Annotated in this window: 14 protein-coding genes; 5 read left to right on the top strand and 9 right to left on the bottom strand. The window is 55.8% G+C overall.

Annotated elements, in window-relative coordinates:
- Positions 1–37 precede the first annotated feature (37 nt).
- From RW65_RS16725 to gpmM, 5 genes are all read right to left on the bottom strand, one after another.
- On the bottom strand, positions 38–952 hold the full coding sequence (locus tag RW65_RS16725; RefSeq protein ID WP_039057934.1) for a hypothetical protein: 915 nt from the start codon (positions 950–952) through the stop codon (positions 38–40).
- Entirely contained in the window at positions 945–2,174 is a 1,230-nt protein-coding gene (locus RW65_RS16720; RefSeq protein WP_039057933.1) for a glycosyltransferase, read from the bottom strand. The genes RW65_RS16725 and RW65_RS16720 overlap by 8 nt, the downstream gene beginning before the upstream one ends.
- 92 nt (positions 2,175–2,266) lie before the next feature.
- Positions 2,267–3,208: a divergent polysaccharide deacetylase family protein gene (locus RW65_RS16715; RefSeq protein WP_039057932.1), complete on the bottom strand. Its 942-nt coding sequence runs from the start codon at positions 3,206–3,208 to the stop codon at positions 2,267–2,269.
- A gap of 3 nt (positions 3,209–3,211) precedes the next feature.
- On the bottom strand, positions 3,212–4,477 hold the full coding sequence (gene envC / locus RW65_RS16710; protein ID WP_039057931.1) for a murein hydrolase activator EnvC: 1,266 nt from the start codon (positions 4,475–4,477) through the stop codon (positions 3,212–3,214).
- 9 nt (positions 4,478–4,486) lie between these two features.
- A complete protein-coding gene (gene gpmM, locus RW65_RS16705; RefSeq protein ID WP_039057930.1) occupies positions 4,487–6,034 on the bottom strand; it encodes a 2,3-bisphosphoglycerate-independent phosphoglycerate mutase in 1,548 nt (515 codons plus the stop codon).
- A 246-nt stretch (positions 6,035–6,280) separates the two neighbouring features.
- On the opposite strand from gpmM, the gene RW65_RS16700 reads away from it, so the two are divergent.
- From RW65_RS16700 to cysE, 5 genes are all read left to right on the top strand, one after another.
- Entirely contained in the window at positions 6,281–6,712 is a 432-nt protein-coding gene (locus RW65_RS16700; protein ID WP_039057929.1) for a rhodanese-like domain-containing protein, read from the top strand.
- Positions 6,713–6,744: 32 nt separating this feature from the next.
- The gene (gene grxC / locus RW65_RS16695) at positions 6,745–6,996 is read left to right on the top strand and encodes a glutaredoxin 3 (protein WP_007369517.1); all 252 of its coding nucleotides are present in this window, start codon (positions 6,745–6,747) and stop codon (positions 6,994–6,996) included.
- Between the two features lie 35 nt (positions 6,997–7,031).
- Positions 7,032–7,499 (top strand): protein-export chaperone SecB, encoded by a 468-nt coding sequence (gene secB / locus RW65_RS16690; protein ID WP_039057928.1) that lies wholly within the window; start codon positions 7,032–7,034, stop codon positions 7,497–7,499.
- Positions 7,499–8,509, top strand: coding sequence for an NAD(P)H-dependent glycerol-3-phosphate dehydrogenase (gene gpsA / locus RW65_RS16685; protein WP_039057927.1), 1,011 nt, complete (start codon positions 7,499–7,501; stop codon positions 8,507–8,509). Before secB ends, gpsA begins: the two co-directional genes overlap by 1 nt.
- A gap of 84 nt (positions 8,510–8,593) precedes the next feature.
- Complete coding sequence (cysE, locus tag RW65_RS16680; protein ID WP_039057926.1) at positions 8,594–9,415, top strand: serine O-acetyltransferase; 822 nt, start codon at positions 8,594–8,596, stop codon at positions 9,413–9,415.
- A 63-nt stretch (positions 9,416–9,478) separates the two neighbouring features.
- Here the strand turns inward: cysE and trmL are convergent, their stop codons facing one another.
- Genes trmL through lldP form a run of 4 tightly spaced genes read right to left on the bottom strand, consistent with a single transcriptional unit; the run spans position 9,479 to position 13,601 of the window.
- The gene (gene trmL, locus RW65_RS16675; RefSeq protein WP_039057925.1) at positions 9,479–9,952 is read right to left on the bottom strand and encodes a tRNA (uridine(34)/cytosine(34)/5-carboxymethylaminomethyluridine(34)-2'-O)-methyltransferase TrmL; all 474 of its coding nucleotides are present in this window, start codon (positions 9,950–9,952) and stop codon (positions 9,479–9,481) included.
- Positions 9,953–9,988: 36 nt separating this feature from the next.
- Positions 9,989–11,176, bottom strand: a complete 1,188-nt coding sequence (gene lldD / locus RW65_RS16670) for an FMN-dependent L-lactate dehydrogenase LldD (RefSeq protein ID WP_039057924.1) — start codon at positions 11,174–11,176, stop codon at positions 9,989–9,991.
- The gene (gene lldR, locus RW65_RS16665; RefSeq protein ID WP_039057923.1) at positions 11,173–11,949 is read right to left on the bottom strand and encodes a transcriptional regulator LldR; all 777 of its coding nucleotides are present in this window, start codon (positions 11,947–11,949) and stop codon (positions 11,173–11,175) included. Before lldR ends, lldD begins: the two co-directional genes overlap by 4 nt.
- Positions 11,946–13,601 carry an L-lactate permease gene (lldP, locus tag RW65_RS16660; RefSeq protein ID WP_039057922.1) on the bottom strand — a complete coding sequence of 552 codons (1,656 nt, stop codon included), beginning with the start codon at positions 13,599–13,601 and terminating at the stop codon, positions 11,946–11,948. Before lldP ends, lldR begins: the two co-directional genes overlap by 4 nt.
- Positions 13,602–13,834: the final 233 nt, after the last annotated feature.

Below are 13,834 nucleotides of genomic sequence, written 5' to 3'. Positions count from 1 at the left end.
CTTTTTGCTGCAAAGATAAGGGGCCGCAGCCCCTGTACTATTTCTGCAACTTTTCGGCATCGGTCAGGTAGCGCACTTTGCGCGTATAATCCTGGCCTTTAAACAGCAGCTTATGCTCTACCGAGTCGAGATATTTTTGCCATTCGGAAAGCGGGAAACCGCCGTGGGCACCAATAACCTCTTTAGGGATTATGGATTCCTGGCCGCCGATTTTTTTGGAAACTGGCCAGTTCATCCAGTCACCTAAATTGATGGTTTTAAGATCAAGCAGATCCAGTAACGCAGCCAGGGGTAATTGATCCGTTGGCGGCTGGCTGTCATCCATCAGTTCCCAGGTATCTTGAAACAATGTCAGCCAAAGTGGGCAAATACGCCGCCAGGTTTTTTTCGTTGCAGCGAGGAATGCGCCATTAACGTGATCTACTAAATAGGGGCGCACGGTCTCTTTATAATAAGCCGGCACCTTTTCTGTGGGGGCACCATCCAGCTTGGCAATCATTTTTCCCTGACGGAAGCTGGAATAAATGGACATGTCCGTCATCTGAATCTCAGGCATTTTAAGTAAATTCAGGTCGGAGTCGATCATCAAAATACCTTCACCTTTTGCCTGGAGAGGGGCATTAAGCTTAACCAGACGGCTCAGGTAAATCTGTTTATAGCGATAGGTCTCTTCACGCTTCGGCAAATCGAGGGTTACAACGCGTGTTTTAGCCGGAAGCTGACCAAATGCCGATGCCGGCTGGTCGCTGACGATAACAATTTCAGCCATCTCTTTCGCATAACGCTCGGCAAACATCGCCGACAACAACGCTTCCTCAATGTAATCCGCGCCGGTGCAGGGAATGACGACGGAATCCACCGCGACGCGTTTCTCGTCCTGCGAAAGGCTTGCGTAAGGAATATTATGGCGGCCGGTAAGATGGCGGTATCGCGAGTTGAGAAATTTAAACATGGCGCTCTCGTTCGAAAGATGGGTTTGCTAGCACGGCTTCAACGCCCGCCACGTAATGTTCAATGGCGTAATGACGGCACACATTTTCGAAGGCTCGGGCGACCAGCTGCGCGCGTAGCGTTTCGCTGGCCCAGATCTGCTCCAGATGGGATGAAAGCTGTGCGATATCACTCCATGGAAACAATAATCCGGTGACCTTATCTTCGATAAGCTCGGCCGTGCCGGTACCGGCGGATCCGATAACAGGGATTTTTAACAGCATGGCTTCCAGCACAACGCGCGGTAAACCTTCGCTTTGCGATGCCAGGATAAAAGCATCGAAAGTGGACAGGTAATCAAAAGGCTGGTTCTGAAAACCTGTGAACACCAGCCGATCTGCAATCCCCAGCGATTGTGCCTGATTCATCAATGCGTTGCGTTCCGCGCCTTCACCGACAATGATCATCTTCCATTTCGCCTCAGGATGACGCTGGCTAAATGTGCTCAGGGCGCTCAGAGTATGATGGTTGGCTTTGCGTGGGATAAGCGAGCCAATACTGCCAAAAATAAAGGTATCATCATCCAGCCCCAACTGTTGACGCATCGCGAGGCGGTCGGGCATTTTCTGATGAATATCAATCGCATTGTTTACCGTTGTGCACAATTCTGGCTTAACGCCATGCTGCAATAAAACGCGTTCAACGCCGTGAGACACGGCAATAACCTGCGAGACATGACGGTTGACCAACGTTACCAGTGCGTCATTCAACACCGGCTCAATACGGCAGTGTTGAATCAGGCGGATGGGCAATCTCGCCGCTGCCAGATAGCCCTCTTCGTTGGAGCCGGGCTGATTGTTCATATAGAGCGTATCGTAGCCGCCCTGTTTCAACAGATTCTCGATACGCTGAACATTCGGCTGTATGCGCCACAGCCGGTCAATATAACGGGTAAGGGATTTACGCCCGTTTCGCGAGAAAAAGAGTACGCCACGGCCCGCTTCTTTCGCGAGTTTGGCCCACCAGGGCTGTTTACGTTGTGGAATAACCACCAGCGGGATGCCGATACTGTGTAAAACCTGCTCGATGGTTTGCCCTTGTGCGCGAGCATAGTTACTGTAAAAACAGCAGGTTATATCGAACTTCTGCCGATCGATACGCTTCAGAAGCTCAAGCATACTGTTAGTACCGCCACCCCACTCTTTACCCGTATCGAGCAGCAGTATCTTATAGCGTTGCGCCATCTCTTAACCTTCTGATTATTTACTTTAACCCTGCGTAATACGCGCCGGGCACCGTCTGTTGCCGCGCACCTGACCGGCGTAAAAAATTGAAATTACTTTTTCTGCGCAGCCCAGCCACGCCACTGATTCTGCATATACTGCACCAGCGTGCTTTCACTCACGCTTTCACCCACTACGCTAAAGAAGCGGCTGGCATACACCGGCTCAGGTTTATGCTTCGCTTTGCACAGTTTCGCCCCGCGAAACGGGTTGCGCGGCGGCGGCACAGGGCTGCCGGGCGGCGTTGCGTTGGGTGTTGAAGTATCGACCTGAGGTTCGTTCAGCAGCTCGCTTGGGCGCACCAGCGTAATATCCGCCGGCAGATTATTGAGCGCCTGCTGCAATACGCGAACGGTAGCCGGATGCGGGTGACCAATGGCAATAGCGGAGCCGTTGCGGCGCGCCAGCTGTACCGCGCGGTCAAACTGGCGACGGATATCCCCTTCGTTTTGCGTATCGTCGAGGAACACTTTGCGCTTAATCACTTTCACGCCGGTACCGGTAGAGGCACGCAGCGCCTGGCTGTTGCCGATGGTCATACTATCGAGAAAATAGAGATTATACCGATCGAGAGCCTGCATCACTTTTTGCATACCAAACAGGCTTGATGTCATTGCGCTGCCCATATGGTTGTTCAGCCCTACGGCAAATGGCACTTTACTTACGGCATCGCTAATAATGCGTTCGATCTCGTTGCTGCTCATATCCGGGCGCAGGGTGTCTTTTTCCAGCGGCTGTTTACTCAGCGGTGCCATCGGCAGATGGATTAGCACTTCATGACCACTGTTATGCGCTTTGGTCGCCATCTCGCGTGCATGGGTTGCGTTAGGCAACACGGCAACGGAAACCGCCGGCGGCATCGCCAGCACCTGGTTTTCAGTTTGTGGACGGTAGCCGAAATCGTCGATAACGATAGCCAGTTTCCCGGCAAGGACCGGAGCGGAAAACGCCAGCGCGCTGGCGAGGGTGAAAACAATACGACGAAATTGAAGCAAACCTTATCTTCCCAACCACGGCTGTGGATTGACCGCCTGACCCTGACGGCGAATTTCGAAATAGAGTGAAGGTCGGCCCTGACCGCCACTGCTCCCTACCAGCGCTATCGGCTGACCGGCGCGAACCTGGGTGCCCACGCTGACCAGCGCGCTCTGGTTGTAACCGTACAGGCTCATATCGCCTTTACCGTGTTCAACCACCACCACCAGCCCGTAACCCTGTAGCCAGTCGGCAAGGATCACGCGGCCATCGGCAATCGCTTTGACTTCGCTACCTTCAGAGGCACCAATAACAATCCCTTTCCAACGTAGTTCACCCTGCAATTGTTCGCCATAACGGTGTAGCAGCGGGCCGCGAACCGGCCAGAACGCCTGGCCCGATGGCGAACCTAAGCCGCCGGTGCGGGACATCAGCGAACGTTCGCTTTCGGTGGGTTTATAGGTTGTGCCTTTGCGGCTGGCTTCATTTTGACGGTCGCGCACGGCCTGCGCTTCGCGGGCTTCGCGTTCGGCACGGGCTTTCGCCGCGGCTTCGGCGCGGGCAAGGCTTGCGCGCAGACGGGATTCGTTAGCGCGCATTTCGCTCAGCTGCTGCTGGCCTTCCTGAATGGAGGATTCAAGGCCGGAAAGGGTTTTTTGCCGCTCACTGCGCGCTTGTTCCAGCTTCGCCTGCTGTGCTTTCTGTTCGTACAGCAGCGTTTGTTGCTGGCTCTGCTTCTCCTCCAGCGCTGATTTTTGCGTAGCGACTTCTTCACGCGTCTGTTTTAACTGGGCGATGGTTTCCTGCCGCGCCTGGTTTAAATAACCAAAATAGGCCTGCAAACGCTGGCCGCGCTGGCTCTCTTCACCGCTTAAAATCAGCTGAATACCCGTATGGGGGCCCTGACGGAACGCGGCGTCGAGCTGAGCGGCAAGGTTGTGCTCCTGCGAGATGCGCTGACGTTCCAGTTTGGCGATCGAGGCGTTCATCTCGTCGATCTGTTTGTTGAGCTGAGCGAGGGTGTTTTGTGTTTCCCGCAGCTGGCGAGTAGCCGCAGAGATAGCCTCTTCCTGCGCTTTTAACTGCGCCAGAAGGCCTGCGCGCTGCTGTTGCTGCTGGCGTACCGCGCGCTCTTTCGCGGCGATATCGGCCTGAATAGATTTGAGCTGATCGCGGTCATCCGCGTGGGCGGAAACGGCGCACAGCAAAACGCCAGCGCTGAGTGCGCTGGCGCAGAGCATGGGCCGGATCCCGGCCCATGTAATTGAAAAAATCGCCTTTCCCCTCATGGGGAGCGATTATTCCACGATGAACAGCGGCTTACCAGTCATCTCTTGCGGGATTTCCATGCCCATCAGCGTCAACATGGTCGGCGCGATGTCGGAAAGTTTACCGCCGGAAACGGCTTTCAACCCTTTGTCGCCAACATAGATCAGCGGCACCGGCAGATTGGTGTGCGCGGTGTGCGCCTGGCCGGTTGACGGGTCGCGCATCTGTTCCGCGTTACCGTGGTCGGCGGTGATCAGCATCTGGCCACCAACGGATTGAACCGCTTTAGTCACCTGCTCAACGCAGTGATCCAGCGCTTCAACCGCGGCAACAGCGGCGTCAAACACGCCGGTGTGACCGACCATATCGCCGTTCGGGTAGTTACAAATAATGGTGTCGTATTTACCGCTGGTAATGGCGCCGACCAGTTTTTCCGTCAGTTCAGCGGAGCTCATTTCCGGTTGCAAATCATAGGTCGCCACTTTCGGCGAGTTAATCAGAATGCGGTCTTCACCCGGGAACGGCTCTTCAACGCCGCCGTTAAAGAAGAAGGTAACGTGAGCATATTTTTCCGTTTCGGAAATACGCAGCTGGGTTTTGTTATGCTTCGCCATCCATTCGCCCAGCGTGTTCGCCAGAGAAGCGGGCGGGTAGGCAACGGCGGTTTTGATGTCGGCGGCGTATTCCGTCAGCATGACGAAATTAGCAAGCTTAACCACTTTTTTACGCGCAAAACCGTCAAAATCGGCGTTCACAAACGCGCGGGTAATCTCGCGTGCGCGGTCGGCGCGGAAGTTCATGAAAATCAGCGTATCGCCATCTTCCATTGCCGCATCGGCCTGGCCTGCGGCGCGAATCACGGTCGCTTTGACAAATTCGTCGTTTTCATCGCGAGCGTAAGCGGCTTGCAGACCCGCCACGGCGCTATCCACCGTAAACTCGCCTTTCGCCTGGGTCATCAGGTCGTAAGCCTGTTCAACGCGATCCCAGCGGTTATCGCGGTCCATAGCGAAGTAACGACCAATAATGCTGGCGACGCGGCCTTTGCCCAATGCGGCAAATTTGTCTTCAAACTTTTTCAGGGAAGATTCCGCGCTGCGCGGCGGGGTGTCGCGACCGTCGAGGAAGGCGTGCAGGTAGATTTTTTCTGCGCCGCGTTCTGCCGCCAGTTCCACCATCGCCAGAATATGGTCTTCATGGCTGTGCACGCCGCCTGCGGAGAGCAGACCCATGATATGCACGGCTTTGCCCGCCGCAACCGCCTGATCAACCGCACCGCTCAGTACCGGGTTGCTGAAGAAAGTACGTTCTTTAATTTCTTTATCGAGGCGAGTCAGATCCTGGTAAACAATACGGCCCGCGCCGAGGTTTACGTGGCCGACTTCGGAGTTACCCATCTGGCGATCCGGCAGACCGACTTCGAGGCCGGAAGCGTCAATCAGCGTATGCGGACGCGTTGCCCACAGGCTATCCATTACCGGGGTCTTTGCGTTGAAAATAGCATTATCCTGCTGGTCTTCACGGTAGCCGTAGCCATCAAGAATCACCAGTACCATAGGTTTTTTAGAAACCGACATTGCGACAACCTCATGCTCAGAAGACAAAAAAATTTGCGTAATTTTACTACAGCTGAATCGATCAAATAGCCGCAGAAGATCAAAGAAAACCGCTGAATAGCCCTCTGGTTAGCCGCTTCATGATGATTTTTTTCGTGACGCGCCGCATAAAATGCATTCCATCGCGCTCGCTGGCTGTATTTGCCACATTGCGCAGGTATACTCCTTGCTGGTTTTTAATCACTATGTCGGGAGTTGTTACCCCAGATGCAAGAAATTATGCAATTCATTGGCCGTAATCCAATCCTCTGCCTCGCCTGGGTTGGGTTGTTCGGTGCGGTACTGTTCACCACTTTCAAGGGACTGATGTCTAAAGTGAAAGTGATTTCTCGCGGCGAAGCCACGCATCTTATTAATAAAGAAGATGCGGTAGTGGTCGATCTGCGTCAGCGTGATGATTTCCGCAAAGGTCACATTGCAGGCGCGGTGAATTTGCTGCCAAACGAGATCAAAGCCAATAATGTAGGTGAGCTTGAAAAACACAAAAGCGCGCCGATCATTGTTGTTGACGGTACCGGCATGCAGGCGCAGACGCCGGCGAACGAACTGGTGAAAGCCGGGTTCGAGAAGGTCTTTGTACTGAAAGACGGTATCTCTGGCTGGATGGGCGAAAACCTGCCGTTAGTTCGCGGTAAATAAGTTACCTACGGGTAAACATCGGAGAAAGAGATATGGCCAATATTGAGATCTACACGAAAGCCACGTGCCCGTTTTGCCACCGGGCAAAGGCGCTGCTGAGCAGCAAAGGCGTCGCTTTTGCCGAGCTGCCGATCGATGGCGACATGGTCAAGCGTGAAGAGATGATTCAACGTAGCGGCCGTACCACAGTTCCGCAGATTTTTATTGATGCGCAGCACATTGGCGGCTGCGACGATTTATATGCGCTGGACGCGCGTGGCGGGCTGGATCCGCTGTTGCGTTAACGCTTTAGCACTACAACATTAAAGGGTTTTCACTCATGTCTGAACAAAATAACACCGAAATGACTTTCCAGATTCAGCGTATCTACACGAAAGATATCTCTTTCGAAGCGCCGAATGCGCCACACGTCTTTCAGAAAGAGTGGCAGCCGGAAGTGAAACTGGATCTCGACACCGCCTCCTCGCAGCTGGGCGAAGGGGTATATGAAGTGGTTCTGCGCGTGACCGTAACCGCTTCTCTGGGCGAAGAAACGGGCTTCCTGTGTGAAGTACAGCAGGGCGGTATCTTCTCTATCGACGGTATCGAAGGCACGCAGATGGCGCACTGCCTGGGTGCATACTGTCCGAACATTCTATTCCCGTATGCCCGCGAGTGCATCACCAGCCTGGTTTCCCGCGGTACTTTCCCGCAGCTCAACCTTGCGCCAGTCAACTTTGATGCGCTGTTTATGAACTACCTGCAGCAGCAGACTGGCGAAGGTGCCGAACCGCATCAGGATGCCTGATGAACGCCGTTAATGCTGCAATGACTGTGATCGGTGCCGGCTCGTACGGCACCGCTCTTGCCATCACGCTGGCAAGAAATGGCCACCAGGTTGTGCTGTGGGGCCATGATGCAAACCATATCGCGGCTCTGCAACATGACCGTTGCAATGTCGCGTTCCTTCCCGATGTGCCTTTCCCCGACACGCTGCAATTAGAGAGCGATCTAGCCCGCGCGCTGGCCGCCAGCCGGAATATTCTGGTGGTCGTGCCAAGCCACGTGTTTGGCGATGTGCTGACGCGTATCAAGCCATTAATGCGTGACGATGCGCGTATCGTCTGGGCCACCAAGGGTCTGGAGGCGGAAACCGGGCGTCTGCTGGAAGAAGTGGCGCGCGAAGTCCTCGGCGCGGCTATCCCGCTGGCGGTGATTTCCGGTCCCACCTTTGCCAAAGAGCTGGCGGCGGGTCTGCCGACGGCTATCTCTTTGGCTTCTACCGATGCGCAGTTCGCCGACGATTTGCAGCAGCTTCTTCACTGCGGCAAAAGCTTCCGCGTTTACAGCAATCCGGACATTATCGGCGTGCAATTAGGCGGCGCGGTGAAAAACGTGATTGCCATTGGCGCAGGCATGTCCGACGGCATTGGCTTTGGTGCCAATGCGCGTACGGCGCTGATCACCCGCGGGTTGAGCGAAATGTCGCGCCTTGGCGCTGCATTGGGCGCAGATCCGGCCACCTTTATGGGCATGGCGGGCTTGGGCGATTTGGTCCTGACCTGTACCGATAACCAATCGCGTAACCGCCGTTTCGGCATGATGCTTGGCCAGGGCCTGGACGTTCAGAGCGCCCAGCAGAAGATTGGCCAGGTGGTCGAAGGCTACCGCAATACCAAAGAAGTGCGTGCGCTGGCGCACCGGTTTGGCGTCGAAATGCCAATAACCGAGGAAATTTATCAGGTATTGTATTGCGGAAAAAATGCGCGCGAGGCAGCATTGACCTTATTAGGTCGTGCCCGAAAAGAAGAGCACTAACTCTTTCGTCGCAGGGACTCTTTTTGAACTCACGATAAGGCTGGCGCAACCCAGCCTGTCGTCTTATCGCGTCTGGAGTAAGCAATGCCGTGTGAAGAACTGGATCTGGTCTGGAAAAATATCAAAGCCGAAGCCCGGGCACTGGCGGATTGTGAGCCTATGCTGGCCAGTTTTTACCACGCAACGTTACTCAAGCACGAAAACCTCGGCAGCGCCCTGAGCTATATGCTGGCGAACAAGCTCGCCTCGCCGATTATGCCCGCTATCGCCATCCGCGAAGTGGTGGAAGAAGCTTATGCCGCCGACCCGGAAATGATCGCCTCCGCCGCCTGTGATATTCAGGCCGTGCGTACCCGCGACCCGGCGGTGGATAAATACTCCACGCCGCTGCTCTATCTGAAAGGTTTCCACGCTCTGCAGGCTTACCGCATTGGTCACTGGCTTTGGGGCCAGGGGCGTGAAGCGCTGGCCATCTTCCTGCAAAACCAGGTCTCCGTCAGTTTCCAGGTGGATATTCACCCGGCGGCGCGCATTGGCCGCGGTATTATGCTCGACCATGCCACCGGCATTGTGGTGGGCGAAACGGCGGTAATTGAAAATGACGTGTCGATTCTGCAATCCGTCACCTTAGGCGGCACCGGGAAAACCAGCGGCGATCGCCATCCGAAAATCCGCGAGGGCGTGATGATTGGCGCGGGTGCCAAAATTCTCGGCAATATCGAAGTCGGTCGCGGTGCGAAAATCGGCGCCGGCTCGGTCGTTTTACAACCGGTACCGCCGCATACCACGGCGGCCGGCGTGCCGGCGCGCATTGTCGGTAGACCCGAAAGTGAAAAACCGGCAATGGATATGGATCAGCACTTCAACGGTATTAAGCAGGGTTTCGAGTACGGCGACGGGATTTAATTCTCAGCCTGCGAACCAAGGCTTTTCAACTGCCGGATGCGCGTCATGCCATCCGGCAGCTCTTTATGTGCGCAACACAGCCCCCGGATAACCTAACTGACGCCAGGCTTCATACACCACCACCGACACCGCGTTCGACAGGTTCATACTGCGGCTGTCCGGCATCATCGGAATGCGGATTTTCTGCTCAGGCGGCAGCGTGTCGAGAATAGTGGCGGGCAGGCCGCGCGTCTCCGGGCCAAACATTAAGTAATCCCCGTCCTGATAACTCACCGCGCTATGCGCCGGTGTGCCTTTGGTGGTGAGGGCAAAGAGTCGCTGCGGCTGTTCGGCGGCGATAAACGCGGCGTAATCGTGATGGCGTTGGACGGCGGTGAACTCATGGTAATCGAGTCCCGCGCGGCGCAGGCGCTTATCATCCCAGGTAAACCCCATCGGCTCAATAATATGCAGACGAAAGCCGGTGTTGGCGCATAAGCGAATGATATTCCCGGTGTTAGGCGGAATTTCTGGTTCGAATAAAACGATGTTTAACATACTGCCCCCTTAATAGCGGGGGCAGAATAGCACTCTCTACGCCGCGTCGCCATGTGACAGCGGCGCCAGCGCGGCGGGGAGCTGGTTTAGCCCCTGAACCAGCGAATCTTTACTGATGTCGCGAATGGATTTGGCGCTGGTCAGCGTCATCGCTACGCGCATCTCTTTTTCAATCAGATCCAGCAGATTCGCCACGCCTTTGCGGCCGTGCGTCGCCAGTGCATACAGATAAGCGCGGCCCAGCAGCACCGAGTCAGCGCCCAGAGCAAGCATCCGCACTACATCCAGCCCGTTACGAATTCCGCTGTCGGCCAGAATAGTGATATCGCCTTTTACCGCATCGGCAATCGCCGGCAGCGCACGGGCGGATGAGAGCACACCATCAAGCTGGCGGCCGCCATGGTTCGAAACCACAATACCGTCTGCGCCAAAGCGCACCGCGTCACGGGCATCTTCCGGGTCGAGGATCCCTTTGATCACCATCGGGCCATCCCAAAACTCACGGATCCACTCAAGGTCTTTCCAGGAGATCGACGGATCGAAGTTGTTCGCCAGCCAGCCAATATAATCTTCAAGCCCGGTCGGTTTGCCGAGATAAGTGGAGATATTGCCAAGATCGTGCGGGCGTCCGTTAACGCCAACGTCCCATGCCCACTGCGGATGCAGCACCGATTGCAAATAACGGCGCAGCGCCGCGTTCGGGCCGCTCATGCCGGAGTGGGCATCGCGGTAGCGCGCCCCGGGAGTGGGCATATCCACGGTGAACACCAGCGTTGAGCAACCGGCGGCTTTTGCCCGCTCCAGCGCGTTACGCATAAAGCCGCGATCGCGCAGCACATACAGCTGGAACCACATCGGGCGTTTAAGCGTTGGGGCGACTTCCTCAATCGGGCAGACCGAAACCGTCGACAGGGTAAAAGGGATGCCTTTCGCATCGGCTGCACCCGCTGCCTGCACTTCGCCGCGTCGGGCGTACATGCCGCACAGCCCGACCGGAGCCAGAGCCACCGGCATCGACAGCTTCTCGTTAAATAACGTCGTTTCGAGGCTTAGCTCCGACATATCTTTTAGCACCCGCTGGCGCAGCGCCACCTGGGATAAATCTTCAACGTTACGGCGCAGGGTGTATTCGGCATACGCGCCGCCGTCGATATAGTGAAACAGGAACGGCGGCAAAATACGTTTAGCCGCCGCGCGATAGTCGCTGGCTGCGGAAATAATCATGCTTTTTTCTCCCTGGAGTGAATGTGCTGCTCGTCGGGCAGGCGGGTAATGCGTGCCTGGCGGGCCTGATCTTCATCGAACTGGCGAATCGTGGTGTGCACGAAGCCGAGATGGGCCATCATCGCCTGGCGCGCGCCTTCGGCGTCTGCGGCGAGAATGGCATTCATCACCGCCTGATGTTGCTCGGTCAATTGTGAAAAGACCGGCGGAACGAGATACATGCGCTGGCGGCTCTGTTTCACCGACGATTGCAGCAGATCGAAGAAACCGCGCATGGTTTGCAACAACACCACATTATGTGACGCTTCGGCGATGGCGAGGTGAAAACGGACATCGGCCTGCGACGCCAAATCCGGGTCGTCGGCCTGGGTCGCCTCAAAGCACAGCACGATTTTCTCTTTATCGGCCTCGGTGGCACGCATTGCCGCGTGCCAGGCGGTACTGGCTTCAATGGCGTGGCGCGCTTCAAGAATATCGAAACTGTAATCCGGGTCGTCATGCAGCAGGGTTTTCAGCGGCTGGACAATGTTTTGCTCCGACCACTCATCATGCTGCCAGCGGACAAAGGTGCCGCCACCGCGACGGCTTAGCAGCAGCCCTTCGCTGACCAGTTTGGCGAGAGCTTCCCGCAAAGAGTTACGCGATACGCCAAGCTGTACGGCAAGCTGGCGTTCGGCGGGCAGTTTCATGCCCGCTTCCAGCTGTTGTTCAGCAATCAGCGCCCGCACACGATCGGCAACCTCGTCTGTCAGGCGTCTGGGCAGGATTTTCATGGGATCATCCAGGTTAAAACATAGGCCTGAAGCGTGGTGATCACCCCGACCATGCAGGTGAAAATCAGGCTGTGTTTCACGGTAAAGCGGAACAGATCCGACTCTTTACCCACCAGTCCTACCGCCGCACAGGCAATGGCAATCGACTGCGGCGAAATCATTTTACCGGTGACGCCGCCGGTGGTATTCGCCGCGACCATTAACACATCCGACACGCCAATCTGCTGAGCGGCAGTTGCCTGTAACGCGGCGAACAGGGCATTAGATGACGTATCCGAACCCGTCAGGAATACCCCCAGCCAGCCGAGGAACGGTGAGAAAAAGGGAAAAGCGCTGCCGGTATGCGCCAGTGCGAGCGCCAGCGTTGATGAGAGCCCGGAATAGTTCGAGATAAAGGCGAATGCCAGCACCATACCGATGGAATAGATGGGCAGCGCCAGATCGCGTAACGTGCCGGTAAAGGTGGTCACAGCATCTTTTGGTTTCATGCGCAGCCAGATAATCGACAAAATCGCGGCAAAGAGAATGGCGGTGCCGGTGGCGGAGAACCAGTCAAACTTAAATACCGCCGCATACGGGGTTGCGGCGCTTACCACCGGCGGCATGCGCGCCACCAGCTTATCGAGATGCGGCACGGCAATGGTGAATACCCAATCATGTAGCGCGCCGGCAGGGGCGAACAACGCTTTAAACGGCGGTACGCTCCACAGCGTTACGGTGGCGGTTAAAAACAGGAACGGCGACCAGGCACGCAGCACCTGCCCGGCGCTGTAGTGGGTGCGTTTTAAATCGAGATCGACCTGCGCCGCACCGATATCGCCGAAGCGGAAGATGCGTACCGGACGCCAGCGTTTAAGAAACAGCGTCAGGCAGACCAGCGAAACCAATGAAGAGATGATGTCCGGCAGTTCCGGGCCGATAAAGTTGGAACTCAGATATTGCGCGATGGCGAACGAGCCGCCCGCCACTATTACCGCCGGCCAGGTCTCTTTAATGCCGCGCCAGCCATCCATAATCGCCATGATCCAGAACAGCACGATAATCGTCAGGAACGGTAGCTGGCGGCCTACCATCTGGCCGATTTCGAAGCTGTCCAGCCCGGTGACTTGCCCGGCCACCAGAATCGGGATCCCCATCGCACCGAAGGCGACGGGCGCGGTATTCACAATCAGGCAAAGACCTGCGGCATAGAGCGGGTTAAAACCTAAGCCCACCAGCAGGGCTGCGGTAATTGCCACCGGCGCGCCGAAGCCAGCAGCCCCTTCTAGAAACGCACCGAAAGAGAAACCGACAATCAGCATTTGCAGACGCTGGTCCGGCGTTATTGAGAGAATCGACGAGCGAATAATGTCGAACTGACCGGTTTTGACGGAAATTTTATAAACGAATACGGCGGCGATAATGATCCATGCAATCGGCCACAATCCATAGAAGAAGCCATACACCACCGAGGCCAGCGCACGATCCAGCGGCATATCGTAGAACAGCAGCGCGACGGCAAGGGCGATGCCAACGGTCCAGCTGGCGGCGACATAGCCTTTTAGTTTGAGTTTTATCAGCGCGAAGAAGAAAAACAGGATCGGTAGCGATGCGATCAGGCTGGAAAGCCAGAGATTGCCAGCCGGGTCATAGTTCTGTTGCCAGAGATTCATGCAGGTCTCCTGAGAACCACAACAGCACCGGCGGGCGGCAAGTCTTCGCTTCGCTCTGCGTCACACGGTGTGTAAAAGTGGTCCTGCCAGTGGGGTTGTGTAGGGTTTGCGATAATGAATGGTTATCCAATTGTTATCAACTGGCAATGAGTCTGTGACAAGATTTGATGAATCTGTGAAGCAGGAAAAAGAATTGGCAATAATTGGTAGGGCCAATTTAACAGCCCTGGCGC

The organism is Enterobacter sp. Bisph1, assembly GCF_000814905.1.
GTDB lineage: Bacteria > Pseudomonadota > Gammaproteobacteria > Enterobacterales > Enterobacteriaceae > Kosakonia.
This window is presented reverse-complemented; position numbering and strand designations above follow the sequence as displayed.

What these genes read in the sequence shown, in the direction of transcription:
- RW65_RS16725 (WP_039057934.1), bottom strand. Translation starts at nt 952, where the DNA reads ATGTTTAAATTTCTCAACTCGCGATACCGCCATCTTACCGGCCGCCAT.
- RW65_RS16720 (WP_039057933.1), bottom strand. Translation starts at nt 2,174, where the DNA reads ATGGCGCAACGCTATAAGATACTGCTGCTCGATACGGGTAAAGAGTGG.
- envC (WP_039057931.1), bottom strand. Translation starts at nt 4,477, where the DNA reads ATGAGGGGAAAGGCGATTTTTTCAATTACATGGGCCGGGATCCGGCCC.
- gpmM (WP_039057930.1), bottom strand. Translation starts at nt 6,034, where the DNA reads ATGTCGGTTTCTAAAAAACCTATGGTACTGGTGATTCTTGATGGCTAC.
- RW65_RS16700 (WP_039057929.1), top strand. Translation starts at nt 6,281, where the DNA reads ATGCAAGAAATTATGCAATTCATTGGCCGTAATCCAATCCTCTGCCTC.
- grxC (WP_007369517.1), top strand. Translation starts at nt 6,745, where the DNA reads ATGGCCAATATTGAGATCTACACGAAAGCCACGTGCCCGTTTTGCCAC.
- secB (WP_039057928.1), top strand. Translation starts at nt 7,032, where the DNA reads ATGTCTGAACAAAATAACACCGAAATGACTTTCCAGATTCAGCGTATC.
- gpsA (WP_039057927.1), top strand. Translation starts at nt 7,499, where the DNA reads ATGAACGCCGTTAATGCTGCAATGACTGTGATCGGTGCCGGCTCGTAC.
- cysE (WP_039057926.1), top strand. Translation starts at nt 8,594, where the DNA reads ATGCCGTGTGAAGAACTGGATCTGGTCTGGAAAAATATCAAAGCCGAA.
- trmL (WP_039057925.1), bottom strand. Translation starts at nt 9,952, where the DNA reads ATGTTAAACATCGTTTTATTCGAACCAGAAATTCCGCCTAACACCGGG.
- lldD (WP_039057924.1), bottom strand. Translation starts at nt 11,176, where the DNA reads ATGATTATTTCCGCAGCCAGCGACTATCGCGCGGCGGCTAAACGTATT.
- lldR (WP_039057923.1), bottom strand. Translation starts at nt 11,949, where the DNA reads ATGAAAATCCTGCCCAGACGCCTGACAGACGAGGTTGCCGATCGTGTG.
- lldP (WP_039057922.1), bottom strand. Translation starts at nt 13,601, where the DNA reads ATGAATCTCTGGCAACAGAACTATGACCCGGCTGGCAATCTCTGGCTT.